Source organism: Streptomyces sp. NBC_01352 (genome assembly GCF_036237295.1).
Taxonomy (GTDB): domain Bacteria; phylum Actinomycetota; class Actinomycetes; order Streptomycetales; family Streptomycetaceae; genus Streptomyces; species Streptomyces plumbiresistens.
In genome coordinates this window covers 2375337-2401765 of the sequence record NZ_CP108354.1, presented here as the reverse complement: position 1 = coordinate 2401765, position 26429 = coordinate 2375337, and the positions used below count along the sequence as shown (strand labels likewise).

Annotated in this window: 25 protein-coding genes and 2 pseudogenes; 14 read left to right on the top strand and 13 right to left on the bottom strand. The window is 72.0% G+C overall.

Translation table 11 applies throughout. The features are described 5' to 3' along the window. Positions 1 to 34: 34 nt before the first annotated feature. The 5 genes and pseudogenes from OG252_RS11325 to OG252_RS11305 all read right to left on the bottom strand — a co-directional run bounded on the left by OG252_RS11325 (position 35) and on the right by OG252_RS11305 (position 4230). Positions 35 to 2172: pseudogene (locus OG252_RS11325) on the bottom strand (catalase). After that, complete coding sequence (locus tag OG252_RS11320) at positions 2172 to 2714, bottom strand: type 1 glutamine amidotransferase domain-containing protein (RefSeq protein ID WP_329335662.1); 543 nt, start codon at positions 2712 to 2714, stop codon at positions 2172 to 2174. The pseudogene OG252_RS11325 and the gene OG252_RS11320 overlap by 1 nt, the downstream one beginning before the upstream one ends. A 6-nt stretch (positions 2715 to 2720) precedes the next feature. Beyond that, positions 2721 to 3404: a diguanylate cyclase gene (locus OG252_RS11315; RefSeq protein ID WP_329335660.1), complete on the bottom strand. Its 684-nt coding sequence runs from the start codon at positions 3402 to 3404 to the stop codon at positions 2721 to 2723. Then, complete coding sequence (locus OG252_RS11310; RefSeq protein ID WP_406499161.1) at positions 3401 to 3826, bottom strand: CBS domain-containing protein; 426 nt, start codon at positions 3824 to 3826, stop codon at positions 3401 to 3403. The genes OG252_RS11315 and OG252_RS11310 overlap by 4 nt, the downstream gene beginning before the upstream one ends. A gap of 26 nt (positions 3827 to 3852) precedes the next feature. Continuing rightward, entirely contained in the window at positions 3853 to 4230 is a 378-nt protein-coding gene (locus OG252_RS11305; RefSeq protein WP_329335655.1) for a DUF2795 domain-containing protein, read from the bottom strand. 129 nt (positions 4231 to 4359) lie between these two features. Here OG252_RS11305 and OG252_RS11300 point away from each other — a divergent pair, with 129 nt between their 5' ends. After that, positions 4360 to 4545 (top strand): hypothetical protein, encoded by a 186-nt coding sequence (locus tag OG252_RS11300; protein ID WP_329335653.1) that lies wholly within the window; start codon positions 4360 to 4362, stop codon positions 4543 to 4545. Here the strand turns inward: OG252_RS11300 and OG252_RS11295 are convergent. Further along, a complete protein-coding gene (locus OG252_RS11295; RefSeq protein ID WP_329335651.1) occupies positions 4499 to 6295 on the bottom strand; it encodes a thiamine pyrophosphate-requiring protein in 1797 nt (598 codons plus the stop codon). The two genes, OG252_RS11300 and OG252_RS11295, sit on opposite strands and share 47 nt — an antisense overlap. A 255-nt stretch (positions 6296 to 6550) precedes the next feature. On the opposite strand from OG252_RS11295, the gene OG252_RS11290 reads away from it, so the two are divergent. The 4 genes from OG252_RS11290 (at position 6551) to OG252_RS11275 (ending at position 10725) form a co-directional block, all read left to right on the top strand. After that, positions 6551 to 7348 (top strand): RNA polymerase sigma factor SigF, encoded by a 798-nt coding sequence (locus tag OG252_RS11290; protein ID WP_266450040.1) that lies wholly within the window; start codon positions 6551 to 6553, stop codon positions 7346 to 7348. A 155-nt stretch (positions 7349 to 7503) separates the two neighbouring features. Then, positions 7504 to 8184 (top strand): hypothetical protein, encoded by a 681-nt coding sequence (locus OG252_RS11285; RefSeq protein WP_266450041.1) that lies wholly within the window; start codon positions 7504 to 7506, stop codon positions 8182 to 8184. 253 nt (positions 8185 to 8437) lie between these two features. Beyond that, positions 8438 to 9685, top strand: coding sequence for an aminotransferase class I/II-fold pyridoxal phosphate-dependent enzyme (locus OG252_RS11280; RefSeq protein ID WP_266450042.1), 1248 nt, complete (start codon positions 8438 to 8440; stop codon positions 9683 to 9685). Next, on the top strand, positions 9682 to 10725 hold the full coding sequence (locus tag OG252_RS11275) for an MBL fold metallo-hydrolase (RefSeq protein WP_329335648.1): 1044 nt from the start codon (positions 9682 to 9684) through the stop codon (positions 10723 to 10725). Before OG252_RS11280 ends, OG252_RS11275 begins: the two co-directional genes overlap by 4 nt. Here the strand turns inward: OG252_RS11275 and OG252_RS11270 are convergent. Together OG252_RS11270 and OG252_RS11265 are read right to left on the bottom strand one after the other, a co-directional pair. Beyond that, positions 10722 to 11345 carry a DedA family protein gene (locus tag OG252_RS11270; RefSeq protein WP_329335646.1) on the bottom strand — a complete coding sequence of 208 codons (624 nt, stop codon included), beginning with the start codon at positions 11343 to 11345 and terminating at the stop codon, positions 10722 to 10724. The two genes, OG252_RS11275 and OG252_RS11270, sit on opposite strands and share 4 nt — an antisense overlap. Then, positions 11342 to 12115: an MBL fold metallo-hydrolase gene (locus OG252_RS11265; protein WP_266450045.1), complete on the bottom strand. Its 774-nt coding sequence runs from the start codon at positions 12113 to 12115 to the stop codon at positions 11342 to 11344. The genes OG252_RS11270 and OG252_RS11265 overlap by 4 nt, the downstream gene beginning before the upstream one ends. Before the next feature lie 88 nt (positions 12116 to 12203). Here OG252_RS11265 and OG252_RS11260 point away from each other — a divergent pair, with 88 nt between their 5' ends. From OG252_RS11260 to dnaK, 8 genes are all read left to right on the top strand, one after another. Next, the gene (locus tag OG252_RS11260; protein ID WP_266450046.1) at positions 12204 to 12635 is read left to right on the top strand and encodes a hypothetical protein; all 432 of its coding nucleotides are present in this window, start codon (positions 12204 to 12206) and stop codon (positions 12633 to 12635) included. An 89-nt stretch (positions 12636 to 12724) separates the two neighbouring features. Beyond that, a complete protein-coding gene (locus OG252_RS11255; protein WP_329335643.1) occupies positions 12725 to 14839 on the top strand; it encodes a phage holin family protein in 2115 nt (704 codons plus the stop codon). 114 nt (positions 14840 to 14953) lie between these two features. After that, entirely contained in the window at positions 14954 to 16015 is a 1062-nt protein-coding gene (locus OG252_RS11250) for an ATP-binding protein (RefSeq protein WP_329335642.1), read from the top strand. A 66-nt stretch (positions 16016 to 16081) separates the two neighbouring features. Further along, positions 16082 to 17881: a vWA domain-containing protein gene (locus OG252_RS11245; protein ID WP_329335640.1), complete on the top strand. Its 1800-nt coding sequence runs from the start codon at positions 16082 to 16084 to the stop codon at positions 17879 to 17881. A 61-nt stretch (positions 17882 to 17942) separates the two neighbouring features. Continuing rightward, entirely contained in the window at positions 17943 to 18371 is a 429-nt protein-coding gene (locus OG252_RS11240) for an OsmC family protein (protein WP_266450050.1), read from the top strand. Between the two features lie 115 nt (positions 18372 to 18486). Beyond that, positions 18487 to 19083 (top strand): hypothetical protein, encoded by a 597-nt coding sequence (locus OG252_RS11235; RefSeq protein WP_329335638.1) that lies wholly within the window; start codon positions 18487 to 18489, stop codon positions 19081 to 19083. A 7-nt stretch (positions 19084 to 19090) separates the two neighbouring features. Continuing rightward, on the top strand, positions 19091 to 19849 hold the full coding sequence (locus tag OG252_RS11230) for a glycerophosphodiester phosphodiesterase family protein (protein ID WP_329335636.1): 759 nt from the start codon (positions 19091 to 19093) through the stop codon (positions 19847 to 19849). 183 nt (positions 19850 to 20032) lie between these two features. Beyond that, a complete protein-coding gene (gene dnaK, locus OG252_RS11225; protein WP_329335634.1) occupies positions 20033 to 21937 on the top strand; it encodes a molecular chaperone DnaK in 1905 nt (634 codons plus the stop codon). Positions 21938 to 22010: 73 nt separating this feature from the next. Here dnaK and narJ read toward each other — a convergent pair whose 3' ends face one another. From narJ to OG252_RS11205, 4 genes and pseudogenes are all read right to left on the bottom strand, one after another. Beyond that, complete coding sequence (gene narJ / locus OG252_RS11220) at positions 22011 to 22493, bottom strand: nitrate reductase molybdenum cofactor assembly chaperone (RefSeq protein ID WP_329335632.1); 483 nt, start codon at positions 22491 to 22493, stop codon at positions 22011 to 22013. Between the two features lie 187 nt (positions 22494 to 22680). After that, a pseudogene (locus OG252_RS11215) lies at positions 22681 to 23394 on the bottom strand (SAM-dependent methyltransferase); the annotation flags it as partial. Positions 23395 to 23741: 347 nt separating this feature from the next. After that, positions 23742 to 23963 carry an SAM-dependent methyltransferase gene (locus OG252_RS52330; RefSeq protein WP_443068397.1) on the bottom strand — a complete coding sequence of 74 codons (222 nt, stop codon included), beginning with the start codon at positions 23961 to 23963 and terminating at the stop codon, positions 23742 to 23744. A gap of 97 nt (positions 23964 to 24060) precedes the next feature. Beyond that, positions 24061 to 24924 carry a helix-turn-helix domain-containing protein gene (locus tag OG252_RS11205; protein WP_266450056.1) on the bottom strand — a complete coding sequence of 288 codons (864 nt, stop codon included), beginning with the start codon at positions 24922 to 24924 and terminating at the stop codon, positions 24061 to 24063. 238 nt (positions 24925 to 25162) lie between these two features. Here OG252_RS11205 and OG252_RS11200 point away from each other — a divergent pair, with 238 nt between their 5' ends. Then, positions 25163 to 25588, top strand: a complete 426-nt coding sequence (locus OG252_RS11200; protein ID WP_329335629.1) for a hypothetical protein — start codon at positions 25163 to 25165, stop codon at positions 25586 to 25588. On the opposite strand, the gene OG252_RS11195 is transcribed toward OG252_RS11200, so the two are convergent. Beyond that, positions 25570 to 26409, bottom strand: coding sequence for a helix-turn-helix domain-containing protein (locus OG252_RS11195; RefSeq protein WP_266450059.1), 840 nt, complete (start codon positions 26407 to 26409; stop codon positions 25570 to 25572). The genes OG252_RS11200 and OG252_RS11195 overlap by 19 nt on opposite strands. Positions 26410 to 26429: the final 20 nt, after the last annotated feature.

Below are 26429 nucleotides of genomic sequence, written 5' to 3'. Positions count from 1 at the left end.
GGCGGTCTTCCAGGGGTGCCTGGCCCGTCTGCGGTCAGTGGCGCGTCGGCGGCCGGTCCCAGTACCGGTGCCCGGCGATCGCCGCCACGAACGCCCGGGTGAACTCCTCGCTCGCGGTGCCGGGCGAGGTGTCCGTCACCACGCCCCGGTCCGTCACGACCCGGTGGAACTCGGTGGACAGCCTGACCCCTTCCGGCTCCAGCGCCGACAGGATCCCGACGCCCGAGCCGAGGGCACCCACCGGCTTCCCGTGCCGGTAGGCGTCCCGGACGAAGCGGGCGATGTCGGGGTCGGCGGCCGTCGGCGGGGTGCCGACCGGCCCGCCCGGCAGCAGCACGGCGTCATACAGTACGGAGGCTACGGTCGGCAGTGCACGGTCGACCGTATACAGTTCACCGTCGGTTCCCTGGATACCGCCGTCCGTCGCCGCCAGCGCCTCCACGATCGCGCCCTCCGCGGCCAGCGCCTGGCGCACCGAGCTCACCTGCTCGGCATCGATGCCGTCGGAGACGAGGACCGCGATCTGCCGGGTGCGGATCGAGCCGTTGCCCCGCAGGGACTCAAGGCTCAGCGCGGGGGAGGAGAGCTTGGACCTCTCCGCCGAGGCCGACGAAGGCTCCGGCACGCCGATGCCCCGCGCCACCTCGGCCGCCAACTCGCCGTCCACCTTGGCCAGTTGCTCGACCGTCCGGGCCCGGACCGTCCTCGCGTCGACCTTCCCGAGCTCGAACCGGAAGGCCTCGACGATGTGCTGCTTCTCCCAGTCCGCCATGCTGTTCCAGAACAGCGCCGGCTGGCTGTAGTGGTCCTGGAAACTGGGGCTGCGCCGACGGATCTTGTGGCCGTCCACGCGCTCCGCGTAGTGCGTGAACGCGTGCCCGTCGGCGCCGGCGTGCGCGGGGCAGCCGCCGCCCAGCGAGTTCGGGAAGTAGTTCGTGCCCCGGTGGATCGCGCTCTGGTGGTAACCGTCGCGCTGGTTGGTCCGCACCGGCGCCACCGGACGGTTCACCGGCAGCTGGGAGAAGTTGGGCCCGCCCAGCCGGATCAACTGCGTGTCCAGATAGGAGAAGTTCCGGGCCTGGAGCAGCGGGTCGTTGGTGAAGTCGATGCCGGGGACGACGTTGGCCGTGTGGAAGGCGACCTGCTCGGTCTCGGCGAAGAAGTTCTCCGGGTTGCGGTTCAGGACCATCCGGCCGATCGGCCGGACCGGCACCTGCTCCTCCGGGATGATCTTCGTGGCGTCGAGCAGGTCGAAGTCGAAGGCGAACTCGTCTTCCTCGGGGACGAGTTGGACACCCAGCTCCCACTCCGGGTACTCGCCCGCCTCGATCGCATCCCACAGATCACCCCGGTTGAAGTCGGGGTTGCGGCCCTGGCACTCCTGCGCCTCGTCCCACACCAGCGAGTGCACGCCGAGCCGCGGCTTCCAGTGGAACTTCACGAACGTGCCGCGCCCCTCGGCGTTCACGAACCGGAAGGTGTGCACGCCGAAGCCCTGCATCATGCGGTAGCTGCGCGGGATCGCCCGGTCCGACATCAGCCACATGATCGCGTGCAGCGTCTCCGGCTGCAGGGACACGAAGTCCCACAGGGTGTCGTGCGCGGACGCGCCCGTCGGCATGTCGTTGTGCGGCTCGGGCTTGAGCGCGTGCACGAAGTCGGGGAACTTGATGCCGTCCTGGATGAAGAAGACCGGGAAGTTGTTCCCGACCAGGTCGTAATTGCCCTCCGAGGTATAGAACTTGGTGGCGAAACCGCGCACGTCCCGCACGGTGTCCGCCGAGCCCTTGGGGCCCTGGACGGTCGAGAACCGCACGAACACCGGCGTCTTCACCGCAGGGTCCTGGAGGAAGCCGGCGCGGGTGAACTCCGCGCAGGACTCGTACGGTTCGAAGTAGCCGTACGCGCCCGCGCCCCGCGCGTGCACCACCCTCCCCCACTGCCCTAAAGGCGTGGGGGGACCCCCATCGGGATCCGCTCGTGGTCGAAGCGGGTGAGCTTCTCCCGGAAGTGGAAGTCCTCCATCAGGGTCGGCCCGCGCTCGCCCGCCGTCAGCGAGTCGTCGGTGTGGTCGACCTCCACCCCCTGGTCGGTGGTGAGCGGACCGGCGGCCGGGTCGTCCGAGCGGAACGCCTCGCGCTGGTCCTGCTTGCGGTCGTCGGGGGCTGTCATCAGGCGGCCTCCTGGGCGAACACGTCGAGGTAGGCCTCGCAGAACGCCTTCAGGTCGTCCGGTTTGCGGCTGGTGACCAGCTTGTTGGTGCCGTGGTCGCAGATCTTCACCTGCTCGTCCACCCAGGTGCCGCCCGCGTTGCGGAGGTCGGTCTGCAGGCTCGGCCAGGAGGTCAGCACCCGGCCGCGGACGACGTCCGCCTCCACCAGGGTCCACGGGGCGTGGCAGATCGCGGCCACCGGACGGCCCTGCTCGAAGAAGTCCCGTACGAACGCCACGGCCTTCTCGTCCATCCGCAGGAAGTCCGGGTTGGCGACCCCGCCCGGCAGGACCAGCCCGCCGAAGGAGCCGGCGGACGCCTCGCCCACGACCTCGTCCACGGGGAACGTGTCCGCCTTGTCGAGGTGGTTGAACGCCTGGATCTCGCCGGACTTCGTCGACACCAGCACGGGTTCGTGGCCCGCGTCCTTCGCGGCCTGCCACGGGTCCGTGAGTTCGATCTGTTCGACGCCTTCGGGCGCGGTCAGAAACGCGATGCGCATGATGGTTCAACGACCTTTCTCGGAACGCTTCTTGGTGCGCGGGGCACGCCACTTGGCCTCGTCGCCCCCCGCGCGCTTCTTCCTCGACCGGGCCGCGCGCCGGCAGCGCAGCAGCTCCTCGCCGTACGGCAGGAGCACGCAGGCGCCGATGGCGGCGGTGATGCCCGCGAGATAGCCGGGCGACAGCTGCGGCCGGCGCGGTAACAGACGCCAGGCGTCCGGGTCGCCCCGGCCGCCCCGCAGCAGTGACCTGACCTGGTCGGCGTGCAGACACATCAGGGCGGCCAGCGCGCCGAACGGCAGCGACTCCAGGAAGCTGTGGATGTGCTGCTCGACCGGCTTGACCTCGCGGTCGCTGTGGACGGCCGTGCGCACGTCCCACAGTGCGGTCGCCTCGTGCACGGCTGCCCCGCCGAGCTGCACGCTCAGCAGCAGCGGATTGACCTCGTAGCGCAGGGTCAGTGCGATGGGGAGGCCGACCTCGGCCATCATCAGCGAGTGGATCAGGGACTCCTTGGTCCCGGCGGTGTCCTCGATGCGGGTGCGCCGGTGCATGACCCAGTCGGCGAGACCGGGCACGAACCAGCCGGGCAGCAGCCCGTACAGCAGGTAGCGCGTGGTCGTCTCGCCGACGTCCACGACGGTGCCCGAGGCCGCGATCTTCGTGGCCTGGTCGCGGCCCGGGCTCACAGGGTGTCCCGCCCGTCGGCGCCCCGCGCGTCGTCGGGCAGGGCCCGGCTGATGTCGGCGAGCGCCGAGTCCGGGTCCTCGGCCTCGGCGAGGTCCCCGAGGCTCACCATCCCGACCGGCAGCCCGTCCTCGACGACCGGCAGGCGCCGTACGGCGTGCTCGCGCATCAGCGCCACCGCCATCGACACCGGATCGTCCGGGGCGACCACCACCGGATCCGGCGTGCACACCATCTGGACGCTCACCGTCAGCGGATCCGCGCCGTCGGCGACGGCACGCACCGTGATGTCCCGGTCGGTGAGCATGCCGACGACCTGCTGTCCGTCGGCCACCAGGACGTCGCCGATGTCCTGCGTGCGCATCAGCTGCGCCGCCTCGACGAGCGAGGCGTCCGGGCGTACGGCGACGACGCCCGGGGTCATGACGTCCTTCACGAAGTCGGCCGCCACTAGGCGCCCTCCCTCCGGGTCAGCGTCCGCGCCAGTTCCTGCACGGTGGCGTAGGACTCCTTGCGCGGCAGCCGCTCCACCGCCTCGGCGAGGGTGTCGGGAGCGTTCTTGCGGCGCAGGGTGTGGGCCAGTTCCACGGACGTGGCCGGGAAGGAGCTGCGGCCCAGGATCCGGGCCAGCTCCAGCCGGACCGTCTCCAGCGACGCCCCGGCCGGCGCGACGGGCCCGCCCCAGATCTCCGGATCGTCCTCGGCGGTCGGCTCCGGGTCGTGCCACTCCTCGCTGCGCGTGGGGTGGCCGGACCGGAGCAGACCCTGCAGTTCGTGCTTCATCTCGTCGTCGCGGTGACGACTCAGCCGGTCGCTGCCTCGCTGCATGTCTCCCTCCAGAACTTCGGGGTGGACACCCGCGTACCCGAGGACCGGACAGCGACACGGGGTTTGCCCTCCCGATGGGGGGAGACCCGGCCCGCACCCCCCGCGCACATCCCTGGAAAAGGACAGGCCATGGCGTTGCTCGCTGTGATCATCCCGCTCCTCATGCTCGGTGTGGTGCTGGCACTGGGCCGCTATGAGGAACTGCTGCTTCCCGAGGAGGACGCCGACCGGTACGAACCGGTTGTCGCCCCCCAGCCGGCCGCCGCCGCTACTTCTTCTCGCGGCCCGGCAGGAACTCCTGCAACTTCGCCTTGAATCCCTGCTTGACCATGGACCCGCGGTCCGCGTCGCCCTTCAGGATCGACGCGGCCGTGGCCTCCATCTGCTCCCAGGTGGCGTGCGGCGGGATCGGCGGTACGGCGGGGTCGGTGAGGAACTCGATCACCGCGGGCCCGTCCGCCTCCAGGCCGGCCCGCCAGCCCGCCTCGACGTCCTGCGGCTTCTCCACCCGGATCCCGGTCAGCCCGAGCGAGCGGGCGAACGCCGCGTACTGCACGTCCGGCAGCTGCTGCGAGGGCGGGAAGGACGGGGCGCCCTCCATGGCCCGCATCTCCCACGTGACCTGATTGAGGTCGTGGTTGTTCCAGACCGCGACCACCAGCCGCGGGTCCTCCCACAGGTCGCGGTACTTCGCCGCGGTGATCATCTCGGCCAGGCCGTTCATCTGCATGGCGCCGTCCCCGACCAGCGCGATCACCGGCCGGTCCGGGTGCGCGAACTTCGCGCCGATCGCGTACGGCACTCCGCAGCCCATCGTCGCCAGCGTCCCGGACAGCGACCCGCGCATACCGGGCCGCATGGTCAGGTGCCGCGCGTACCAGTTCGCCGCCGAGCCGGAGTCGGAGGTGACGATCGCGTCGGACGGCAGCAGCGGATCCAGCGCATGGGCCACGTACTCGGGGTTGATCGGAGCGGCCGACAGCTGGGCCCGCCGCTCCATCACCTCACGCCAGCGCGACACGTTGGCGCGCACCGTGTCGTACCACTCGCGCCCGCCCCGCTCGGTGTCCAGCATCGGGATCAGCCGCTGCAGCGTGGCCTTCGCGTCGCCGACGAGATTCACCTCGTAGGGATAACGCATCCCGACCATGTGCGGATCGATGTCGATCTGCACCCCCCGCGCCTTGCCGAACTCCGGCATGAACTGCGTGTACGGGAAGGACGACCCGATCGTCAGCAGGGTGTCGCAGTCCCGCATCAGCTCGTACGACGGACGCGTGCCGAGCAGGCCGATCGAGCCGGTGACGTAGGGGAGTTCGTCGCTCAGGACGTCCTTGCCGAGCAGGGCCTTGGCCACACCGGCGCCGAGCAGTTCGGCGATCCGCTCCACCTCGGCGCGCGCGCCGGAGGCACCCTGGCCGACCAGGACCGCCACCTTGTCACCGGCGTCGAGGATCTCCGCGGCCCGCCGGAGGGACTCCTCGGACGGCGTCGCCGTCCAGGAACTGCGGTCCAGGCTGGAGGGCACCATCTTGAACTCGTGCGTGGGCGGCGAGTAGTCGAGCTCCTGCACATCACCGGGGATGATGATCGCCGTCGGACAGCGGCGCGCGTACGCGGTGCGGATCGCCCGGTCCAACACGTTGGGCAGCTGCTCGGGCACCGTCACCGTCTCCACGAACTCGGAGGCGACGTCCTTGAAGAGGCTGTGCAGGTCCACCTCCTGCTGGTAGGAGCCGCCCATCGCGGTGCGGTGCGTCTGACCGACGATCGCCAGCACCGGCACATGGTCGAGTTTCGCGTCGTACAGCCCGTTCAGCAGATGGATCGCGCCGGGCCCGGACGTGGCCGCGCACACGCCGAGACGGCCGCTGAACTTGGCATAGCCGACCGCCTGGAACGCGGACATCTCCTCGTGCCGGGACTGGACGAAACGCGGCTGGTTGTCGGCCCGCCCCCACGCGGCGAGCAGGCCGTTGATGCCGTCGCCGGGATAGCCGAAGACGTGGTCCACACCCCACTCGCGCAGTCGCTCAAGGACGTGGTCGGAGACCTTGGTGCTCATGTACGGACCTCCCGGGCCTAGGGGACACACAGGTGACACGGGCAGCAGCTCTACGAGTCACCCTGCGCGTCCCCGGAAAACCTGCCCGTGTTTGCGGTCGGGGCCCGGGGGCAGGCGCATGTCCAGTGCTTCGGACCGGAGGCACGTCCGTGGGAGCGGCCCAGGCCGCCACGGGCGCGTCTGTCCGAGCCGCAGACGCCCTCTCCCCACGGTGACCGTCCATCCCAGAGCACTCCTAGGGAGTTGCGACGCACCATGGCGACCAAAGTGAGCGCGAAGCACCATCCGCACGACGACGCACCCGACACGGCAGAGGCGTTCCGCAAGCTCGCCGAGCTTCCCCCCGGCCCACAGCGCGACACCCTCCGCGGCCAGATCGTCGAGGCCTGGCTGCCCATGGCCGACCGCCTCGCGGGCCGCTTCCGCAGCCGCGGCGAGAGCTTCGACGACCTGCGCCAGGTCGCGGCCCTCGGCCTGGTCAAGGCCGTCGACCGCTACGACCCCGCACGCGGCAACGCCTTCGAGAGCTACGCCGTGCCCACCATCACCGGCGAGATCAAGCGGCACTTCCGCGACCACATGTGGACCCTGCACGTGCCGCGCCGCGTCCAGGACCTGCGCAACCGCGTCCGCTTCGCGAGCCAGGACCTGTCCCAGACCATCCCGGGCCGCCGGCCCACCGTCGCGGAGATCGCCGCGCACGCGAACCTCAGCGAGGAAGACGTCCTGGTGGGCCTGGAGGCCCTGGAGAGCTTCACCGCGCTGTCCCTGGACGCGGAGCTGCCCGGCAGCGAGGACGGGTACTCGCTCAGCGACGCGCTGGGCTCGGCCGACCCCGCGCTGGACACGGTCGTGGACCGCGAGGCGGTCAGGCCCCGGCTCGCCGCCCTGCCTGAACGCGAGCGGGCGATCCTGTACATGCGGTTCTTCGCGGACATGACGCAGAGCCGGATCGCCGAGCAGCTGGGCATCTCGCAGATGCACGTGTCCCGGCTGATCAGCCGGTGCTGCGGGCGGGTGCGGGAGCAGGTCATGCGGGACGCCGCCGCCTGACGCCGCGGCGGGGGCCGGTGCGGTGTCACCCGCTCGGCGGTTCCCGTCCCGCGAATGGTGTCCGGCCGCGCGCGCCCCGGCGGTGGGCGGGCTGTGATGGGTGCGGGGACACGGCGGTCGTGCCCCCGCAGCCGTCGGCCGAAGGAGCCCTCCCCATGCGCCCGAGCGCCCGTGCCCTGTCCGTCGCCGCCCTGGCGGCTGCCGCCCTGGGCATCGCCGTACCGGCCGCCCTCGCGGAGCCGGCCGCCGAGGTCAGTCCGAGCAGCGCCTCCCCGGGCGGCAGCGTCACCGTCTCCGTCACCTGCGACCCGACCGGCGGCTCCCCGCCCGACACCATCGACGCCACCTCGCTGGCCTTCGAGGAGGGCACCGTCGCCCTGCGGCTGGTCTCCGGCAAGGACGACAAGGGCACCGGCCCGGCCTACAGCGGCACCGCCCGGATCGCCCCGGCCGAGGACCTCGAAGGCGAGGTGGAGGGGGTCGGCAAGGACACCGCGTGGACCGTCGACGGCACCTGCCCGGCGGCACCCGGCGGGCAGGGCAAGCAGTGGAGCGCCACGTTCACGGTGACCCGCGCGAGCGGCGAACCGTGCGCCACCGGGACCGGCGCGCACGGCGACTCCTGCGCCACCACCCCCGCCACCACCCGCCCCTGCACCGAGTCACCCACCGACTCCTGCCACGCGGCGGCCGTCCCGCGCGGCGTGCGGGCCGGCGAGGGCGGCGCCTTCACCGACTCGGTGCCCGCCCTGGTCGGCGGCGGCCTGCTGATCACGGGCGCGCTCGGCGCCGCGGTGTACCGGCTGCGCCGCAAGGGGACCGCCGGCGAGAGCTGACACCGTCCGGGGCCGACACGGCCGCGGCCGTCGTCGCCGTCGTGTGACCGGCACACCCCGCATCGGCGCCCATGCCGGGAGGGCCGTCCGGGCACTCAGAGCCCGAGGGGACGACCCGCACCACACGAGCCACCGGGCATGCCGGGGCGGCGACAAGGGCAGAGAAGGCAAGGGCACAGAAGACAACGGCACAGAAGACAACGGCACAGAAGACAACGGCACAGAAGGCAAGCCCCCCACCCCGGAGGTACGTATGCCGCGGACGGACCCGGAAGGCCACGGCCCCGTCCGTTTCGGGCCGCCGCTTCCCGAGGACGGCCTGCCGGTGCTGCCCGAGCTGTCCGCCGTACTCGCCGCCGCGGCCGGCCGCGCCCGCAGCGAACCGGTCGGCGGCGGAGACGACCTCCTTCAGGCCGCCTGCGGCTACTGGGACCGGCGTGGCCTGCCCACCGCCCCCGGCCATGTGGTCGCCGCCCCCGGCTCACCCTCCCTGCTGCTCGCCCTGACCGCCGCCCTCGGCGGCGACGTCCTGGTGCCGCGGCCCTGCGCCGCCTGGTGGGCACCGTACGCACGCCTGTTGGGCAGACCCGTCTTCCATGTGGCGACAGCGGCGGAGTCCGGCGGTGTCCCCGATTCGTACGCCCTCCTGGAGACCGTCCGCCGGGTTCGCGCCGAGGGTGGGGACCCGCGGCTCCTCGTGCTGTCCCTCGCCGACGACCCGACCGCCACCGTGGCCCCGCCCGAGCTGCTGCACGAGACCCTGGAGGCCGCCGTCGGCGAGGGTCTGCACCTGGTCAGCGACGAGACCTGGCGCGACACCCTGCACGACCCGCACGGCACCGTCCTGCTCAGCCCGGCCGAGATGCTGCCGGGAAAGGCCACCGTCGTCACCGACCTGGCCGGCGCCCTGCTGCCGACCGGCTGGCCGGCCGCCGTCGCCCGCTTCCCCGCGGGCGAGATGGGCGACGCCCTACGCGCGCGCGTGCTCGACGTGCTCACCGCGCTCGGCGCCCGCGTCGCCGCCCCGGTCGCCGTCGCGGCCGCGTACGCCCTGACCGAACCCGAGCCGCTCACCGCCCGCGTCAAGGCCGCCGTACGCCTGCACGCGCGCGTGGCCGCCGCCGCGCACACGGCCGTCGTCACGGCGGGCGCGCTGGCCCGGCCCCCGCAGGCCGGCCGCCATCTCTACGTCGACCTGGGACCTTTGAAGACCGCGCTCACCGGGCACGGGGTGGGCGACGCCCAGGAACTGGAGGACTTCCTCACCGCCCGGCTCGGCATGCCCGCACCGGGCGGCCACCGCTTCGGCGACGACCTCGGGGCGCTGCGGGTGCGGCTGTCCACCGGCCCGCTGCTGGGAGACACGGACGAGGAACGCGCGGAATGCCTCGGTTCCCCCTCACCGTTGGAACTGCCACACGTGCAACGCGCGTTGATCCACCTGGAATCGGTCTTCGACGATCTCCGCGACGACGCTCAGCGATGGGAGCCTCCTCGATGACGCAGCAGTCCGAGTCGACCACGAGCACGCCCCGCCACGACACCGACGCTCCCGCGGCCCCCGCCTCCGTCACGCCCGCCGCGGCCCCCAGAGCGCTCGGCGAGCACCGGGTGTGGCCGCGCTCCTTCCACGACCGGCTGACCGCCCCGCTGCCCGACCTGAAGTCCATGGCCCGCTTCGCCCGCGAGGGCTCCATCCGCCCCGGCCGGGAAGGTCTCGCCGACATCCCCCGACTGCCCTTCGAACCGGCCCCGCTGCCCCGCGTGGACGCGCGCACGATCGCCGTCTCCTGGGCGGGACACGCCAGTTGGGTCGTACGGATCGGCGGCCTGACCGTCCTCACCGACCCGGTCTGGTCCCGCCGCATCCTCGGCACCCCGGCCCGCATCACCCCGGTCGGCATCGCCTGGAGCGACCTGCCGCGCGTCGACGCCGTCGTCATCAGCCACAACCACTACGACCACCTGGACGCCCCCACCCTGCGCCGACTCCCGCGCGACACCCCGGTGTTCGCGCCGGCCGGGCTCGCCCGCTGGTTCCGCCGCCGCCGGTTCACCAAGGTCACGGAGCTGGACTGGTGGGAGGCGGCCGAACTGGGCGGTGTCCGCTTCGACTTCGTGCCCGCCCACCACTGGTCCAAGCGCTCCCTCACCGACACCTGCCGCACCCTGTGGGGCGGCTGGGTGCTCACCGCCCCCGACGGACAGCGCCTCTACTTCGCAGGCGACACGGGTTACGGCCACTGGTTCGCCCGCATCGGACAGCGCTACCCCGGCATCGACCTCGCCCTGCTCCCCATCGGCGCCTACGACCCCCGCTGGTGGCTCAGCGACGTCCACTGCGACCCGGAGGAGGCGGTGCGCGCGGCGCGGGACCTCGGGGCGCGGCGCATGGCGCCCATGCACTGGGCGACGTTCGTCCTGTCGGCGGAGCCGGTGCTCGAGCCGCTCACGCGGGTGCGGGCGGCCTGGGAGAAGGCGGGCCTGGCCCGGGAGGACCTGTGGGACCTGCCCGTGGGAGGTTCCCGGATCCTCGACTAGGCCTTCGCGGTCCGGCGGACCCGGCGCCACGCACTCGGCGCCGCGCTGATCACCACGGTCAGCGCGACCGCCGCGACCACGCCCTCCCAGGGCTCGCTGAACAGCGACCCGCCAAGGATCCCGATCAGCTGGTACGTCACCGCCCAGGCAAGGCACGCCGGAAAGTTCCCGCGGGCGAACCTGCGCATCGGCCACTTCGCCATCAGACAGGCCAGCATGACCGGGATCCGCCCGGCCGGCACCAGCCGGGACAGCACCAGGACCGCCACCCCGTGGTCGGCGAGTTTCTCCTGCGCCCGCGTGAGCCGGTCCTCGGGGGCGCGCGAGCGGATCGCCTCCAGCCAGCGCGAGCCGTTCTTCGACCGCATGCCGCGCCGCCCCAGCCAGTACAGGGCCATGTCACCGAGGAACGCGGCCGCCGAAGCCGTCACGAACACCAGCGCCAGCGCGAACGGCGCCGTCTGGTGAAAGGCCACCACAGCCGCCGAACTCACCAGCGCCCCCGTCGGCACCACCGGCACCAGCGCCCCGAGCAGCACCAGCACGAACAGCGTCGGATACCCGATCGCCTGCTGCGTGGACTCCGGCGTCACAGCCGTCGAGGCGGTCACCCAGCTCACCGGGCGACCTCCAGCCGCACGCTCTCCCCGTGCCCGAGCCGGTGCACCGCCACCTGCGGTGCCCGCTCGGCCGCCAGGCGCACGAACTCCTCACCCGGCGCGTGGAACTCGTGCGGGCGCACCGCGTCCATCCCGATCGGCCAGTACGTGCCGTAGTGCACGGGCACCGCGCTGCGCGGCGCCAGCCGGACCAGCGCCTGAGCGGCCCGCCCCGCGTCCAGATGCCCCTCGCCGAGGTAGGGTCCCCAGCCGCCCACCGGCAGCAGCGCCACGTCGACCGGCCCGACCTCCTTGGCCATCTCGTCGAACAGGCCGGTGTCCCCGGCGAAGTACGTGCGGCCCTCGCCCTCCACGACATAGCCGAGCGCGGGGGCGTGGTGCGGTCCGAGCGGCAGCCGCCGGCCGTCGTGCCGGGCGGGCACGACCCGTACCACCAGGTCACCGACCCTGACCTCGTCACCGGGAGCCACCTCGCTCACCCGCAGATGCGCGAGCCGGCGCAGCCCCGGTACCGCCCGTGGTGCGCCCCGGGGCACGAGCAGGCGCGTGCCCGGGGCGAGCCGCGCCAGCGAGGGAACGTGCAGATGGTCGGCGTGCAGATGGGACACCAGCGCCACGTCCGCGCGCCAGGCACCGGGCGGCGGCAACTCCCCGCGACGGCGCCGCAGATGAGCCAGACGGCGGACGAACAGAGGGTCGGTGAGCACACGTACGTCCGAATCCGTGACCGTGCAGGTGGCGTGACCCCACCAGGTGATCTCCACCGGCACCTCTTTGCCTCCTTCGCGCGACTCCCCGAAGCCTACGGGCAGGAGTAGGGTCGGCGGCGAAACCCGGAGGTGAGTGAGGGGGGACTCCATGGGAGAGGTCCGCGGTGCACCGGTCGGCCGCCCGCCGTTGCGGGTCACGGCGATCGCCAGCCTGACGCCCCTGGAGGAGCTCGACGACGACCCCTTCCTGGTGGACTCCCGCAGCCAGCACGCGATGTGCGCCCGCTGGGCCGCCGAGCGGGGCTACGTCGTCACCCGGGAACTGCTCGTGCACCGGCTCCGTCCCGACCACGGTGTCCTGTGGGAGGGCGTCCGCCCCGGCCGCGACGTGTTCGTCGCGCCGAGCCTGCGCGTCCTGCAGAGCGCCCTGTCGTCGGTCGACGAGTTCACCGCCGAGTGCGCCAGACGCGGGGTACGGGTCGAGACCGTGGGGCGCGCGGAGCCCGCGTACGACGCCCAGATGAAGGCCCACGTGCACCGCAGGCTGTCGATGCCGACGGCCGGCTACGACGGGCGCTAGCGGCACCACGAGGAACCTGTCCGGCCGGGCCCGTATGACAGGCTTGCCCCGGGCCCGCACCGATGACGGGCCGGGCCGGGACGTGAGGTGTGCTGGGCGTGCGTGCAGGGCGGTGGCGGCGGGTCGCCAGTCAGGTCGGGCGGAGCGTCACGGTGTGGGCCGTGTCCACCCTCACGATGCTCGTGCTGGCGGGCATCCTGCCCGATTTCCGGATCCAGTCCGTCGACGGCGACAGCGCCACCCGGATCGCCGTCACCGCCGCGTTCGGGGCGGGCGCCTTCGGTCTGCTGTCGGCACTGGTGTGGCCGCTTCTCGTACGGCTGCTGCTGCTCGTGCCCGCGCTCGTGCTCGGGCTGCTGGTCTTCTTCCTCAACGGCGGGCTGCTGCTGATCGCGCTGCGCCTCAACCCGGCCGAGCGGGGCGACGCCGCCCCGGAGACCGCGGTCGTGGTCGCCGCCGTGATGTCGGCCGTGGCCTCCGCCACCGGCGCCGCCCTGGCCGTGCGCGACGACGACGCCTACCGGCGCCGCCTGTACCGTCTCGCCGACCGCCGCCGCAGGGGCGGCGGCGCGGCCTGCCCGGCCAGCCCCGGCACCGTCTTCATACAGCTCGACGGCGTCGGCCACGACATCCTGCTCGACGCCGTCGGCCGCGGCCTGCTGCCCACCGTCGCCCGCTGGCTCGGCGCCGCCCCCGCCGCCCCCGCCGACGCCGGCGGCCGTCGCGGGCCCACCCACCGGCTCACCCCGTGGCGCACCGACTGGTCCAGCCAGACCGGCGCCAGCCAGCTCGGCATCCTGCACGGCAGCAACCACGACATCCCCGCCTTCCGCTGGTACGAGAAGGACCGCCGCGAGGTCATGGTCTGCAACCGCCCGACCAGCGCCGCCGAACTCCAGCGCCGCGCCGTCGAGGCCACCGGCGACGGCGGACTGCTCACCGCCGACGGCGCCAGCCGCGGCAACCTCTTCTCCGGCGGCGCCGACGAACAAGCCCTCGTGCTGTCCATCGCCACCCGCCGCCGCAGCCGCGAGAACCGCTCCCGGTCGGGCTACTTCGCCTACTTCTCCGACCCGGCCAACGCCGTGCGCACCGCCATGTCCTTCGTCGCCGAAGCCGGCCGCGAGATCGGCCAGTCCACCCGGTCCCGGGTGCGCAAGGATCGCCCCCGGGTCTCCCGCGGCGGCCTCTACCCCTTCATCCGCGCCTTCGCCACCGTCGTCGAACGCGACGTCGTGGTCGCCGCGGTCATGGGCGACATGCTCGCCGGACGCACGGCCGTCTACGCCGACCTGGTGGCGTACGACGAAGTGGCGCACCACTCCGGGCCGTTCAGCCGCGACGCCGAGAAGGTCCTCGAACGCCTCGACCGCTCCCTCGCCCTCATCGAGAACGTCGCCGAGCACGCCCCGCGCCCGTACCGCATCGTCGTCCTGTCCGACCACGGCCAGAGCCCCGGCGAGACCTTCCGCACCCGCTACGGCCTCACCCTCGGCGACCTGGTCCGGGCCGGCTGCGGGCTGCCCGTGCCGCGCCGGGCGCGACGCACCCACAGCGGCGCCGAGGCCCGCGCCGCCGTACGCGCCGCACTGCACCGGCCCGTCGAGGAGGGCGGCGAACAGTACCGCCCCTCCAGCCGCCGCTCGGAGCCGATCGTGCTGGCCTCCGGCAACCTCGGCCTGGTGTCCTTCCCGGACGTACCGCACCGGATGAGCAAGGAGGAGATCGACGCCCGCCACCCCGCCCTGCTGACCACCCTCGCCAACCATCCCGGCATCGGCTTCCTGCTGGTGCGCAGCGAGGAGCACGGCGGGGTCGTCCTCGGCCCCTTCGGCGCCGAGATCCCCCTGGACGAACTCGACGACGACCCCGGCCCGCTCGCCGACTTCGGGCCCCGCGCCGCCGACGCCGTCCGCCGCACCCACTCCTTCCCGCACACCGCCGACATCATGGTCAACTCCTGGTACGACCCCGCCGAGGGCGAAGTCCTCGCCTTCGAGGAACAGATCGGCTCGCACGGCGGCCTCGGCGGCGCCCAGGCCAAGGCCTTCCTGCTGTCGCCGCTCGCCCTGTCCGCACCCGACGAGGACGGCACCCAGCTCGCCGGGGCCGAGCACATCCACCGCGTGCTGCGCCGCTGGCTGCGCGAGACGGACGGCCCCCAGGTTCCGCTGGCGGCGCGCCAGGACCGACGCGCCGCCTGAACCCGGGGCGCGATAAATGGGCTGCGCCCGCCTGCCGCCGCGCCCACACTGTCCGTACCGGGCGTCGCGCACCAGTACGCCCCGGCCCCCTCGAACACTCCCAGGAGCCACTACTTGCAGGCAGCCGTCACCGTCACACCCTCCCGCATCCCCGAGCTGCTGCTCGGTCTCGCCACGGTGCGGCCGGTCTTCGTCTGGGGCGCCCCCGGCATCGGAAAGTCGTCCCTGGTACGGGAGTTCGCCGAGTCGCTGGGCCTTGAGTGCGTGAGCCTGCTCGGCACCCAGCTCGCCCCCGAGGACCTCATCGGCGTCCCGCAGATCCGCGACGGCCGCTCGGTGTTCTGCCCGCCCGAGGCGATCGCCCGCGACGAGCCGTACTGCCTCTTCCTGGACGAGCTGAACGCGGCCACACCGGACGTCCAGAAGGCGTTCTACTCGCTGATCCTGGACCGCCGGATCGGCAACTACGAACTGCCGAAGGGCTCCATCGTCATCGGCGCCGGCAACCGCGCCACGGACAACGCCCTCGCCCGCCCGATCGCCTCCGCGCTCGTCAACCGCCTCACCCACGTGCACCTGGAGGCCTCCGCCAAGGACTGGCTCGTCTGGGCCGCGGGCAACGGCATCCACCCGTGGATCCTGGACCACCTCACCGACCGGCCCGACCACCTGTGGTCCAAGCCCCCGAAGACCGAGGAGCCGTTCTCCACGCCCCGCTCCTGGCACATGCTCTCCGACGCCCTGCACTCCTTCGGGCCGGGCCTCGACGAGGACACGCTCAAGGTGCTGGCGCACGGCACGCTGACGCCCGCGCACGCCACCGCGTTCTGCGGCTACGCCAAGATCGTCCGCAGCCGGTTCGGCATCGAGGCGATCCTCAAGGGCGACGCCCGCTGGCCGAACCGCCTGGAAGACCGCGACCTGCTCTACTACCTCGCCGAGTCCTTCCGCGGCCGCCTCGTCAAGGAACTGCCCGCGAGCAAGGACCACATGTCGGCGAACGGCCGCCAGACCGCGTACCGCGCCAAGTCACTGCTCGTACAGCTCGCCGAGATCTCCGTCGAGGTCGCCCAGAGCGTCATCGCCTCCGACGCCGACGGCAACCCCCTCCTGCCCGCCTGGTTCCTCATCGAGGCCGCCCGGGACATGCCCCGGCTGGTGGAGGCGCGACGATGAGCCCGGCCACCGCGCGCACAGGGGCCCGCCCGTGAGCCGTACACGCGAGACCGCGCAGGCCCGCGGATGAGCCGCGGACGCAAGCAGAACGAGCCCAAGAAGGACCCGGCCGCCGAGGCGTGCGCCGACGGCGTGCGGCTGGCGATGGCGAACCCCGCGCTGGCCGCCATCGAGGCCAAGCTGTGCCGCGAGAAGGAGTGCGCCCTGGCTCCCCGGCACGGCCTCGCCCGCGTCACCTCCAACGGCACCGTCCACCTGCACCCCACCCGCCTCGCCGAACCCGAGGAATGGGCCTGGGCCCTCGCACACGCCCTCATCCACCTCGGCTTCGGACACGTCCCCGCCGCCACCGGCGAACGCGTCCAGCCCGACCGCCACGACCTCGCCGCCCGCTGCACGGTCGTCAACCGTTTCCTGCTGACCGTCCCCGTGGGCCGGCCCCCCGACGACCTCCCGCTGTCGTACCCCGGCGGCGACGAGGAGCAACTCGCCGCGAGCTGGCGGCGGACCGGGATCCCCGGCGCGTACGAGCACTGCGGCACGGCCGCGGGAGAGGCGGACCAGCTGCTGCTCCCGTGGAGCAGGTGGGGCGGCCAAGTACCGGACTGGCAGATCGCGTTCGCGCACGCCCTGACCCGCACCATGTCCACCGCCCTGGACCTGGCCGGCGGCCGCCGCGACTCCATGACCGGCGGCCCCACCCGACTGCACCCCTGGGAACGGGCCCTGAGCTGGTTCGTCTCCTCCTACCCGCTGCTCGGCGGCATCGCCGCCGGCATCACCCTCGTCGCCGACGCCGAACTCGCCCGCGCCCACGGCATCTCCGTCGCCGCGGTGAACCCGGAGGCCGGCGAGATCTACGTCAACCCCCTGCGCCGGTTCGACGACGAGGAGTGGCGCTTCGTCCTCGCCCACGAGATGCTGCACGCCGCCCTGCGCCACGGCGACCGCTGCGGCACCCGCGACCCCTTCCTCTTCAACATCGCCTGCGACTACGTCATCAACGGCTGGCTGACCGAGATGCAGGTCGGCACCATGCCCGAGGGCCTCCTGCACGACCCGGAGCTGACCGGCCTGTCCGCGGAGGAGGTCCACGACCGCATCGCCCGCGACCTGCGCCGCACCCGCCGCCTGGCCACCCTGCGCGGCAAGGGCGCCCGCGACATCCTCGGCGGCCCGCTCGGAGCGCCCCGCGACTACGTCGACCTCGACGAGCTCTACCGCCGGGGCCTGGCCCGCGGCCTCGACCTGCACGAGCAACAGGACCGCGGCCACCTGCCGGGCGGCCTGGTCGAGGAGATCCGCGCGCTCAGCCACCCCCCGCTGCCCTGGGACGCCCGACTGGCCCGCTGGTTCGACGAGTTCGTACCGAGCCCACAGCCCGTACGGACGTACGCGCGCCCCTCCCGCCGCCAGGCGGCCACGCCCGACATCCCGCGCGCGGGACGGTACTTCCCGCCCGAGGAGATCGCCCGCTGCACCTTCGGCGTCGTCCTCGACACCTCCGGCTCCATGGACCGGGTGCTGCTCGGCAAGGCGCTGGGCGCGATCGCCTCGTACGCCGAGGCCCGGGACGTACCGGCCGCGCGGGTCGTGTTCTGCGACGCGGCCCCGCACGACGCCGGCTATCTCCCGGTCACCGACATCGCTGGCCGGGTACGGGTCCGCGGCCGGGGCGGCACCGTCCTGCAGCCCGGCATCGACCTGCTGCACCGCGCCGACGACTTCCCGCCCGCCGCTCCGGTCCTCGTGATCACCGACGGCTGGTGCGACGTCCTGCGGGTGCGGCGCGAGCACGCCTACCTGATCCCGCAGGGGGCACGACTGCCGTTCAGCGCACGTGGACCGGTCTTCCGGGTGAGCTGAGCCGGAGTGTGATCGTATGGAGTCCGAAACCCGGATCCGGGACCATAGGAAAGGAATGACCGTGGCTACCACGCGCTCCGCACACACCGTCTGGGAAGGCAACCTGCTCGAGGGCAACGGAGTCGTCACCTTCGACACCTCCGGCGCCATCGCCGAGCAGCCGGTGACGTGGGCTGCCCGCACGCAGGAGGCCAACGGCAAGACCAGCCCCGAGGAGCTGATCGCCGCCGCCCACTCCAGCTGCTTCTCCATGGCGTTCTCGCACGCCCTCGCCGGGGCCGGCACCCCGCCCACCAAGCTCGTCACCTCCGCCGACGTCACGTTCCAGCCGGGAGAGGGCATCACCGGCATCCACCTCACCGTCGAGGGCACCGTGCCGGGCCTGGACGAGGACGGCTTCGTCGCCGCGGCGGAGGACGCCAAGGTGAACTGCCCCGTCAGCCAGGCCCTGAAGGCCGTACCGATCACCCTGTCCGCGAAGCTCGCCTGACCGGACCGGCACACCACGACCGTCGCGCGGGCCGCCCCACCCGGGGAGGCCCGCGCGACGGTCGGTTCGTGACCGGGCGGACGGGTATCAGGACGACGGTGTCGAAGGGAACGCGATGGGGCCGCGAACATCCAGCGGATCGGCGGTACTCGACTCCGGCACGCGTGAACTCACCCGCGCGGTACCGCTGTTCAGCCTGGTCGGCCGAATGCGCCCGGACGGCTCCCGGCCGGGCGCCCTCGTCGACCGCTACGACTACGGCCGCTTCGAACCGCACCTGAGAACCAGCGAGAACGTGCTCCCCGTACCGGTCCTGGCCCACCGCGCCACCCCGGACGACCTCCACCTGCCGCACGGCGGCCACGGCCTGGACCTCGCATCCGTCGACATCGCGTTCGCCGCCACCCCCCGCGGCGACGTGACCCTGGTCCTCGACTGCCAATTCGCGGCCGACTCCGAGCCCGCCGCCCTCGCCGCCCGGCTCGCGGACACCTGCTTCGAGCGCGCACGCATCAGCCTCGGCGACAGACCGCTCCTCGACGTCCTGAACGAGCGGCTCACGTCCTGCTCAGGCGGGACAGCCGACGCTCCGGCCGGCTCCTGTCACCGCCCGACGGCCGCCCGCCCGCGCCGGTGCCGCCGCCCCGGTCCGCGGCCGGGAGCTGACGCCACCATGTGCCGGTGCGACTCGACCGTGTCCCTCGGGAGGTGACCTGACCGTGCCGCGACGACCCGCCGTGTCGGCCCACCGGGGAGGATCCGAACGCGCCGCCGCCGCCACCTGGGCGGCGTACGAGGACGCGCTCGCCTCCGGCGCCGAGTACGCCGAGTTCGACATCCGGCGTACGGCCGACGGCGTCTTCGTCGTCTACCACGACCCCCGGGTCGCGCACTTGGGACCGCTCCTGTCACGGATCACGCACGCCGAGCTCAGCGACCGCGCCGGATACGCCGTACCGGTCGTCGAGGAGGTCATGTCCCTGATCGCCGGGAAGCTCGTCGGGCACCTGGACCTGAAGGACACGGGCCACGAGCGCGAACTGATCGACCGGGCGATCGCCCTGCTCGGCACGGACGGCTTCGTCGCCACGACCCTGGAGGACGCCTCCGTCGCCGCCATCAGGCGCGCGTTCCCCGCCGTGCGCACGGCCCTGTCCCTGGGCCGCGACCGCACCCAGATCGCCCCGGCCCGGCTGGCACGGACCCGGCTGAGCGAGCTGCTGCCCATGCGTCGGGTCCGCGCCTGCGGCGCGACCGGGGTCGCCGTGCACCAGGCGCTGGCACGCGCGAACGTCCTGCGCGAAGCGGCCCGGCACGGCCTGCACACCATGGTCTGGACGGTCAACGAGGACGCCCCGATGCGCGCCTTTCTCGCGGACCCGCGCGTGGACGTCCTGATCACCGACCGGCCCCGGCGGGCGGTCGCCCTCCGGGGCGGCAGGCAGGACGAGCGCGCCCTGGGGTACCCGTACGTTTGACAGGAGCCCTCCGATGACGAGCTGACAAGCCCCACCCATTGACAAGAACGCACTCAAGTTTTCTGCTGGAGTGCGGGAAGGCTGCGGGAAGGCTGCGGGAAGGCTGCGGGAAGGCTGCGGGAAGGCTGCGGGAAGGCTGCGGGAAGGCTCCCTGGCGGAAGGCCCTGGCGGAAGGGGACAGCGATGGGACGTGCGGTCGGAATCGATCTGGGCACCACGAACTCGGTGGTGGCCGTCCTGGAGGGCGGCGAACCCACGGTCGTCGCGAATGCGGAGGGGGCCAGGACCACACCGTCGGTCGTGGCCTTCGCCAAGAACGGCGAAGTGCTCGTCGGCGAGGTCGCCAAACGGCAGGCCGTCACGAACGTCGAGCGCACCGCGCGCTCCATGAAGCGCCACATGGGCGACGCGAACTGGCGCTTTCCCGAGCAGGGCGCCGTCGACGGCAACCGCTACCGGGCCCAGGAGCTGTCCGCGCGGGTGCTGCAGAAGCTGAAGCGCGACGCGGAGTCCTACCTGGGGGAGGACGTCACCGACGCGGTGATCACCGTCCCCGCCTACTTCGACGACACCCAGCGCCAGGCCACCAAGGAGGCCGGGGAGATCGCGGGCCTGAAGGTGCTCAGGATCATCAACGAGCCCACGGCCGCCGCTCTCGCCTACGGCCTCGACCGGGGCGAGGAACAGACCGTCCTCGTCTTCGACCTCGGCGGCGGCACCTTCGACGTGTCGCTGCTGGAGATCGGCGACGGCGTCATCGAGGTCAAGGCGACCAACGGCGACACCCACCTCGGCGGCGACGACTGGGACCAGCGGGTCGTCGAGTACCTGGTGAAGAAGTTCAAGGGCCAGTACGGCATCGACCTCGGCAACGACAAGATGGCCCTGCAGCGGCTGCGCGAGGGCGCCGAGAAAGCCAAGATCGAACTGTCCTCGTCCTCCGAGACGACGATCAACCTCCCCTACGTCACCGCCTCCGCCGAAGGCCCCCTGCACCTCGACGAGAAACTGACCCGCGCCCAGTTCCAGGAGCTGACCGCCGACCTCCTCGACCGCTGCAAGACCCCCTTCCACCAGGCGGTCAAGGACGCCGGCATCAAGCTCGCCGCGATCGACCACGTCATCCTCGTCGGCGGCTCCACCCGCATGCCCGCCGTCACCGACCTGGTCAAGGAACTCACCGGCAAGGACCCGCACAAGGGCGTCAACCCCGACGAGGTCGTGGCCGTCGGCGCGGCCCTCCAGGCGGGCGTCATCCGCGGCGACGTCAAGGACGTCCTCCTGCTCGACGTCACCCCGCTGTCCCTGGGCATCGAGACCAAGGGCGGCATCATGACCAAGCTCATCGAACGCAACACGACGATCCCCACGCGCCGTTCGGAGATCTTCACCACCGCCACCGACAACCAGCCCTCGGTCGGCATCCAGGTCTACCAGGGCGAACGCGAGATCGCCGCCTACAACAAGAAGCTCGGCGTCTTCGACCTCACCGGCCTGCCGCCCGCCCCGCGCGGCGTCCCGCAGATCGAGGTCGCCTTCGACATCGACGCCAACGGCATCATGCACGTCTTTGCCAAGGACCTCGCCACCGGCCGTGAACAGAAGATGACCGTGACCGGCGGCTCGGCCCTCCCCAAGGACGACATCGACCGCATGATGCGGGACGCCGAGCAGTACGCCGAGGAGGACCGCAAACGCCGCGAGGCCGCCGAGACCCGCAACCAGGCCGAACAACTCGTCTACCAGACCGAGAAGTTCGTCCGCGAGAACGGCGACAAGGTCCCCGCGGACACCAAGTCCGAGGTCGAGTCCGCCGTCGCCGAGCTGAAACAGCTCCTGGAGCAGAACGCCGAGACGAACGCCCTGCGCACCGGCGTCGAGAAACTCGCCTCCGTCAGCCAGAAGATGGGCCAGGCGATGTACGCCCAGGCCGCCGGCGGCCAGACCGGCACGGAGGACACGGGCACCGGCGGCCGGGACACCTCCTCGCAGGACGAGGAGGGAGTGGTGGACGCGGAGATCGTCGACGACGACAGGGACCAGGGCGGTCGGCAGGACGGGAGGGACGAGAAGGGCGGGGCGGCCTAGTTCCCCGGCAGAGCAGGGTCGTCGGCGGCGCGCTCCCGTGTATGCAGTCGGCAGTGTGTGGTCGTCGACGCGCTCAGGTGTATGCAGTCGGCAGTGTCGCGCATACGGCATCCAGGACGGATGCATACGGTGTACCGAAGTCGGTGAGCCGGGCGCGGAGTCGCTCCAGGCCGTCGCGGTGTTCGGTGAGCAGGCAGGTGTCGCCGGTGCGGGCCGCGAACTCCAGCACGGCGGGCAGGTAGTCGGGCACCTCCTCGCCGGTGAACTCCAGGCCGTGCGCCCGGTACGCGTCCTTGAAGCCGGCCGGCGACCTGCCCCGCCGCCGCACGTCGCCGTCCCGCCAGCAACTCAGGTACAGGCTGTGCCGGCTCTCGCCGTCGAAGACCTGGACGTAGTGCGCCGCCAGTTCCCGCGCGGGCGTGACGGCCGCGTGGTCCGCGAACTCCCGCAGCTGCGGGGCGGCTTCGCGCAGCAGCGGCAGCCGGGCGCGGAAAGCGTCGTCCGGGTAGGTCAGGCAGAGCGCCGCCGCCTGGTACAGCACCGTGTCCGAGGGCATCAGACATCCCCCGCCCCGCCGGCGGTCCGCCGGTGGCGCGGGCCGTGGACGTTCCGGGTGTCGGTCACCTGCGCTCCCTTGCTCCCGTGCTTGCCGGCGGCTCATTCGAACCTAGGGCGGGACAGGGGAACGCACCCGCTGACGGCACCCGTACGGGTCCCGCACCCGCCGGCGGCCGCCGTCCGGGTCAGGACTTGCGGGCGACACCCGCGTACACCGGCACGATGCCCTCGGCCTGCACCGCCACGTCCTCCGGCTCGGGCCGCCACCCGGAGACCGGGATCACGCCGGGACCGAGGAGTTCCAGGCCGTCGAAGAAGCGCGAGAACTCGGCGAGCGAACGGGGGAAGAAGGGGGTGCCGCTGCGGCGGAAGTGCTCGGCGGCCTTCTGGATCGCCTCCGGGTTCAGATCGGGGGTGACCTGCGACAAAACCAGATAGCTGCCGGGGGCGAGGAACTCGACGTACCGCTTCAGCAGACCGTGCACGTCGTCGCCGTCGGCCGCGTCACCGAGGTAGTGCGTCAGGGCCACCAGCGACAGGGCGACGGGCTGCCCGAAGTCCAGGGACTGAGCCGCGAGGCGCAGGATCGTGTCGGGGTCGCGCACGTCCGCGTGGATGTAGTCGGTCGACCCCTCCGCCGAACCGTGCAGCAGGGTCTCCGCGTGCCGCAGCACGATCGGGTCGTGGTCCGCGTACACGACCCTCGACTCCGGCGCCACACCCTGCGCCACCTGGTGCAGGTTCGGCTCGGTGGGAATGCCGGTGCCGATGTCCAGGAACTGACGTATCCCCGCCTCGGCGACCACCCTGGTCGCCCGCTGCATGAACCGGCGGTTGGCCCGCGCCCCGCGCAGCACCGTGTCGTCCACGGCGAGGATCTTGCGGGCCAGCTCCTCGTCCCGGTTGATCTTGATTTTCGGTGATACCCCTACCCCCCCGGGGTACCTGACCTGCGACGACGGCTGATGTATTCACGTCGTCGTCGGCTGAATAGGTGCATTCACGCTGTTCGCTTCTATTCACGGCCACGCGTATTGAATGGGGGGTGGGTTGTTTTTCTGGAAGCACGGGGGTCAGAATTCCTAAAGCACCGGGCTTGAATTGAACGTATTCCCGCTAAGCGTTATTCGCATTGTGCATTGCGATTACGCTATTGCTGCACCGCATTCCTTATCACGCACACCCATGCGTGGTGCACGCTGTTGCCACCATGCGCAGCATCATCATCGTTCGTGTTGCGAACGCATCATCGTTGTGCTTTCGCTTTGCGATCATCGTTGATGTTCTCAGCTTGCGCTTGACCCTTTTCCCTGAATGCGCACCCATGCCGGGTAACGCATTGCCTAGTACCCATGTGCATGGCCACCACCGGGTAGTTGTCCTTGCCGCCCAGCCACCAGTCGTACACCCGGGCCGGATGCGGCCGGCTGGTGTCGATACGAGCGGACGCGGCGTCGGATCCGGTCATACGGCGTCGTCTCCTCGGGATCAAGGCGGGGCGGTGCGGAAACGTGCAGGGGGAAGGGCAGGAGGAAGGCAGGGGGGGCGGGGGCAAGCGAGAGGGTTCAGAAGTCCTCGCGGCGCTCCCGGAGCAGCTTCTTGGTGCGCTCGGCCGACGCGGCACGCGCCGACATGTGGTCCAGGACCTCGAGGTGCGTCGCGACCTCCTTGCGGGAGTCGAGATACAGAGCGCCGGTGAGGTACTCGGTGAAGACCATGTCGGGCAGCTCCTGCTCGCCGAAGCGGAACAACGAGAACGGCGCGTACGTCCCCGGATGCGGGCCCTGCGAGAACTCCGCGACCTGCAGCGTCACCCGGTCGCGCTCGGCCAACTCCAGGAGCCTGTCCAACTGCTCGCGCATGACCTCGCCGTGGATGCTCACCGGCCGCCGCAGCACCGTCTCGTCCATGATCACCCACAGGTGGGGCGGGTCCGGGCGCTCCAGCAGCCGCTGCCGCTCCATGCGCAGGGACACATGCCGCTCGATCGTCTCCGGTCCCGCCTGCCCGATCGTCCCCGCCTCCATCACGGCCCGGGCGTACGCCTCGGTCTGCAACAGCCCCGGCACGAAGTGCGGTTCGTAGGAACGGATGATCCGGGCGGCGCCCTCCAGACTCACGTACAGGCTGAACCAGTCCGGCAGCACATCGTGGAACCGCTGCCACCAGCCCGGCTGGTTGGCCTCCTCGGCCAGGTCCACGAAGGCGGCCGTCTCGTCGCCGCCGACGCCGTACGTCTCCAACAACACCTGGACATACGGTATCTTCAGCGCGACCTCGGCCATTTCCATCCGCCGTACGGTCGCCGGGGCCACCCGCAGCACCTGCGCGGCCTCCTCGCGCTTGAGGCCGGCCGCCTCCCGCAGTTCCTGCAGGCGTCTGCCGAGCACCACCTGACCCACGGTGGGCGCAGGACGCCGCTCACTCACGCCACGCCTCCCCTACGCGTCGAAGCTTGCGTGCAGTGTGCCACGTTCCGCTGTCGGTCACACCAGTCCCAGCGGGCGGGGACAAGACCCTTCATCGCCGTGGGGATTACCTCCGGGGTAATCGACGATGGCGTCGGCGGACGGGATCGTGAGGGCAACGGGTTCCGGGCCGGCGCACTCCGGTCCGGGACCCGGCATCCCACTGCCCCGACCCGACCTCGACGGAGGGTGATTCGTCATGTCCGCGACCCAGATCGCCGCGCTCGCCCGGACCTCGGACCCGCACACCATGCTGCGTCGCTTCCTCGCCCTGGACGCGGCGGTGACCGGGGCGAACGGCCTCGCCTACCTCGCCGCGTCCGGCCCGCTGGGGCGCTTCCTCGGGACCGGCTCCGGGCTGCTGCTCGGACTCGGTGTCTTCCTCACGGTGTACGCGGTCGCCGTCGGCCTCCTTGCCGCCCGTGCCCGCCCGGCCGCGCTGCCGGTCCGGGCCGTGATCGAGGCCAACCTGGCCTGGGCGGCGCTGAGTTTCGTCGCCCTTGGCCTGTGGCTGTCGCCGACCACGGCCGGCGCCGTGTGGACCGTGCTGCAGGCCCTCACTGTCGGCGGCTTCGCCCTGGTGCAGCACGTGGCCCTGAAAGCCCGTCAGGACATCAGTGAGTGAAGGTACTTGACCGTCGCCGGGTCGGCCGGGAGCAGTGTCTCGATGGCCAGCTCGGCGACCGTCACGTCCATGGGTGTGTTGAAGGTGGAGATGGACGAGATGAACGACAGCGTCCGGCCCTCGTGCTCGATCTGCATCGGCAGCGCGAAGTAGGGGACGGGCTCGGCCGGTTGTCCGTCCCGCCCGTCGCCGGCCGCCTCCGGCACAGGGTAGGCGGCGACCTCCTCGTACAGCTCCCGCAGCGGATCCGAGCGGTACAGGGCGATGTGCCGCTCCATCTGCGCCAGCAGATGCCCGCGCCACTCACGGAGGTTGCGGATGCGGGGAGCCAGGCCCTGCGGGTGCAGGGTCAGCCGCATCGCGTTCAGCGGCGGCGCGAGCAGGAACTCCGGGATGCCGTCGAGCAGCATCAGGATGCCCCGGTTGGCCGCGAGCACGTTGTACATCGCGTCGAGCACGAGCGCCGGATACGGCTCGTAGCCCTGAATCAGCCGCTCCATGCCCTCGCGCAAGGCCTCCAGCGCGGGGTCGTCCAGCGGGGTTTCCGAGTAGTGCGGGGCGTAACCGGCCGCCAGCAGCAGGGCGTTGCGCTCACGGACGGGGACATCGAGGTGCTCGGCCAGCCGCAGCACCATCTCCTCGCTCGGCCGGGAACGGCCCGTCTCGATGAAGCTGATGTGCCGGGCCGAGGAGTCGGCACGCAAGGCCAGCTCCAGCTGACTGACCCGCCGCTGCTCCCGCCAGGCCCGCAACAGCGGGCCCACACCCCGGTCGGCGGGGGTGCCGGAGGACGCGGCGGAACCGGACGCGAGAATGGTCATACGGACGACCGTAGTCGAGG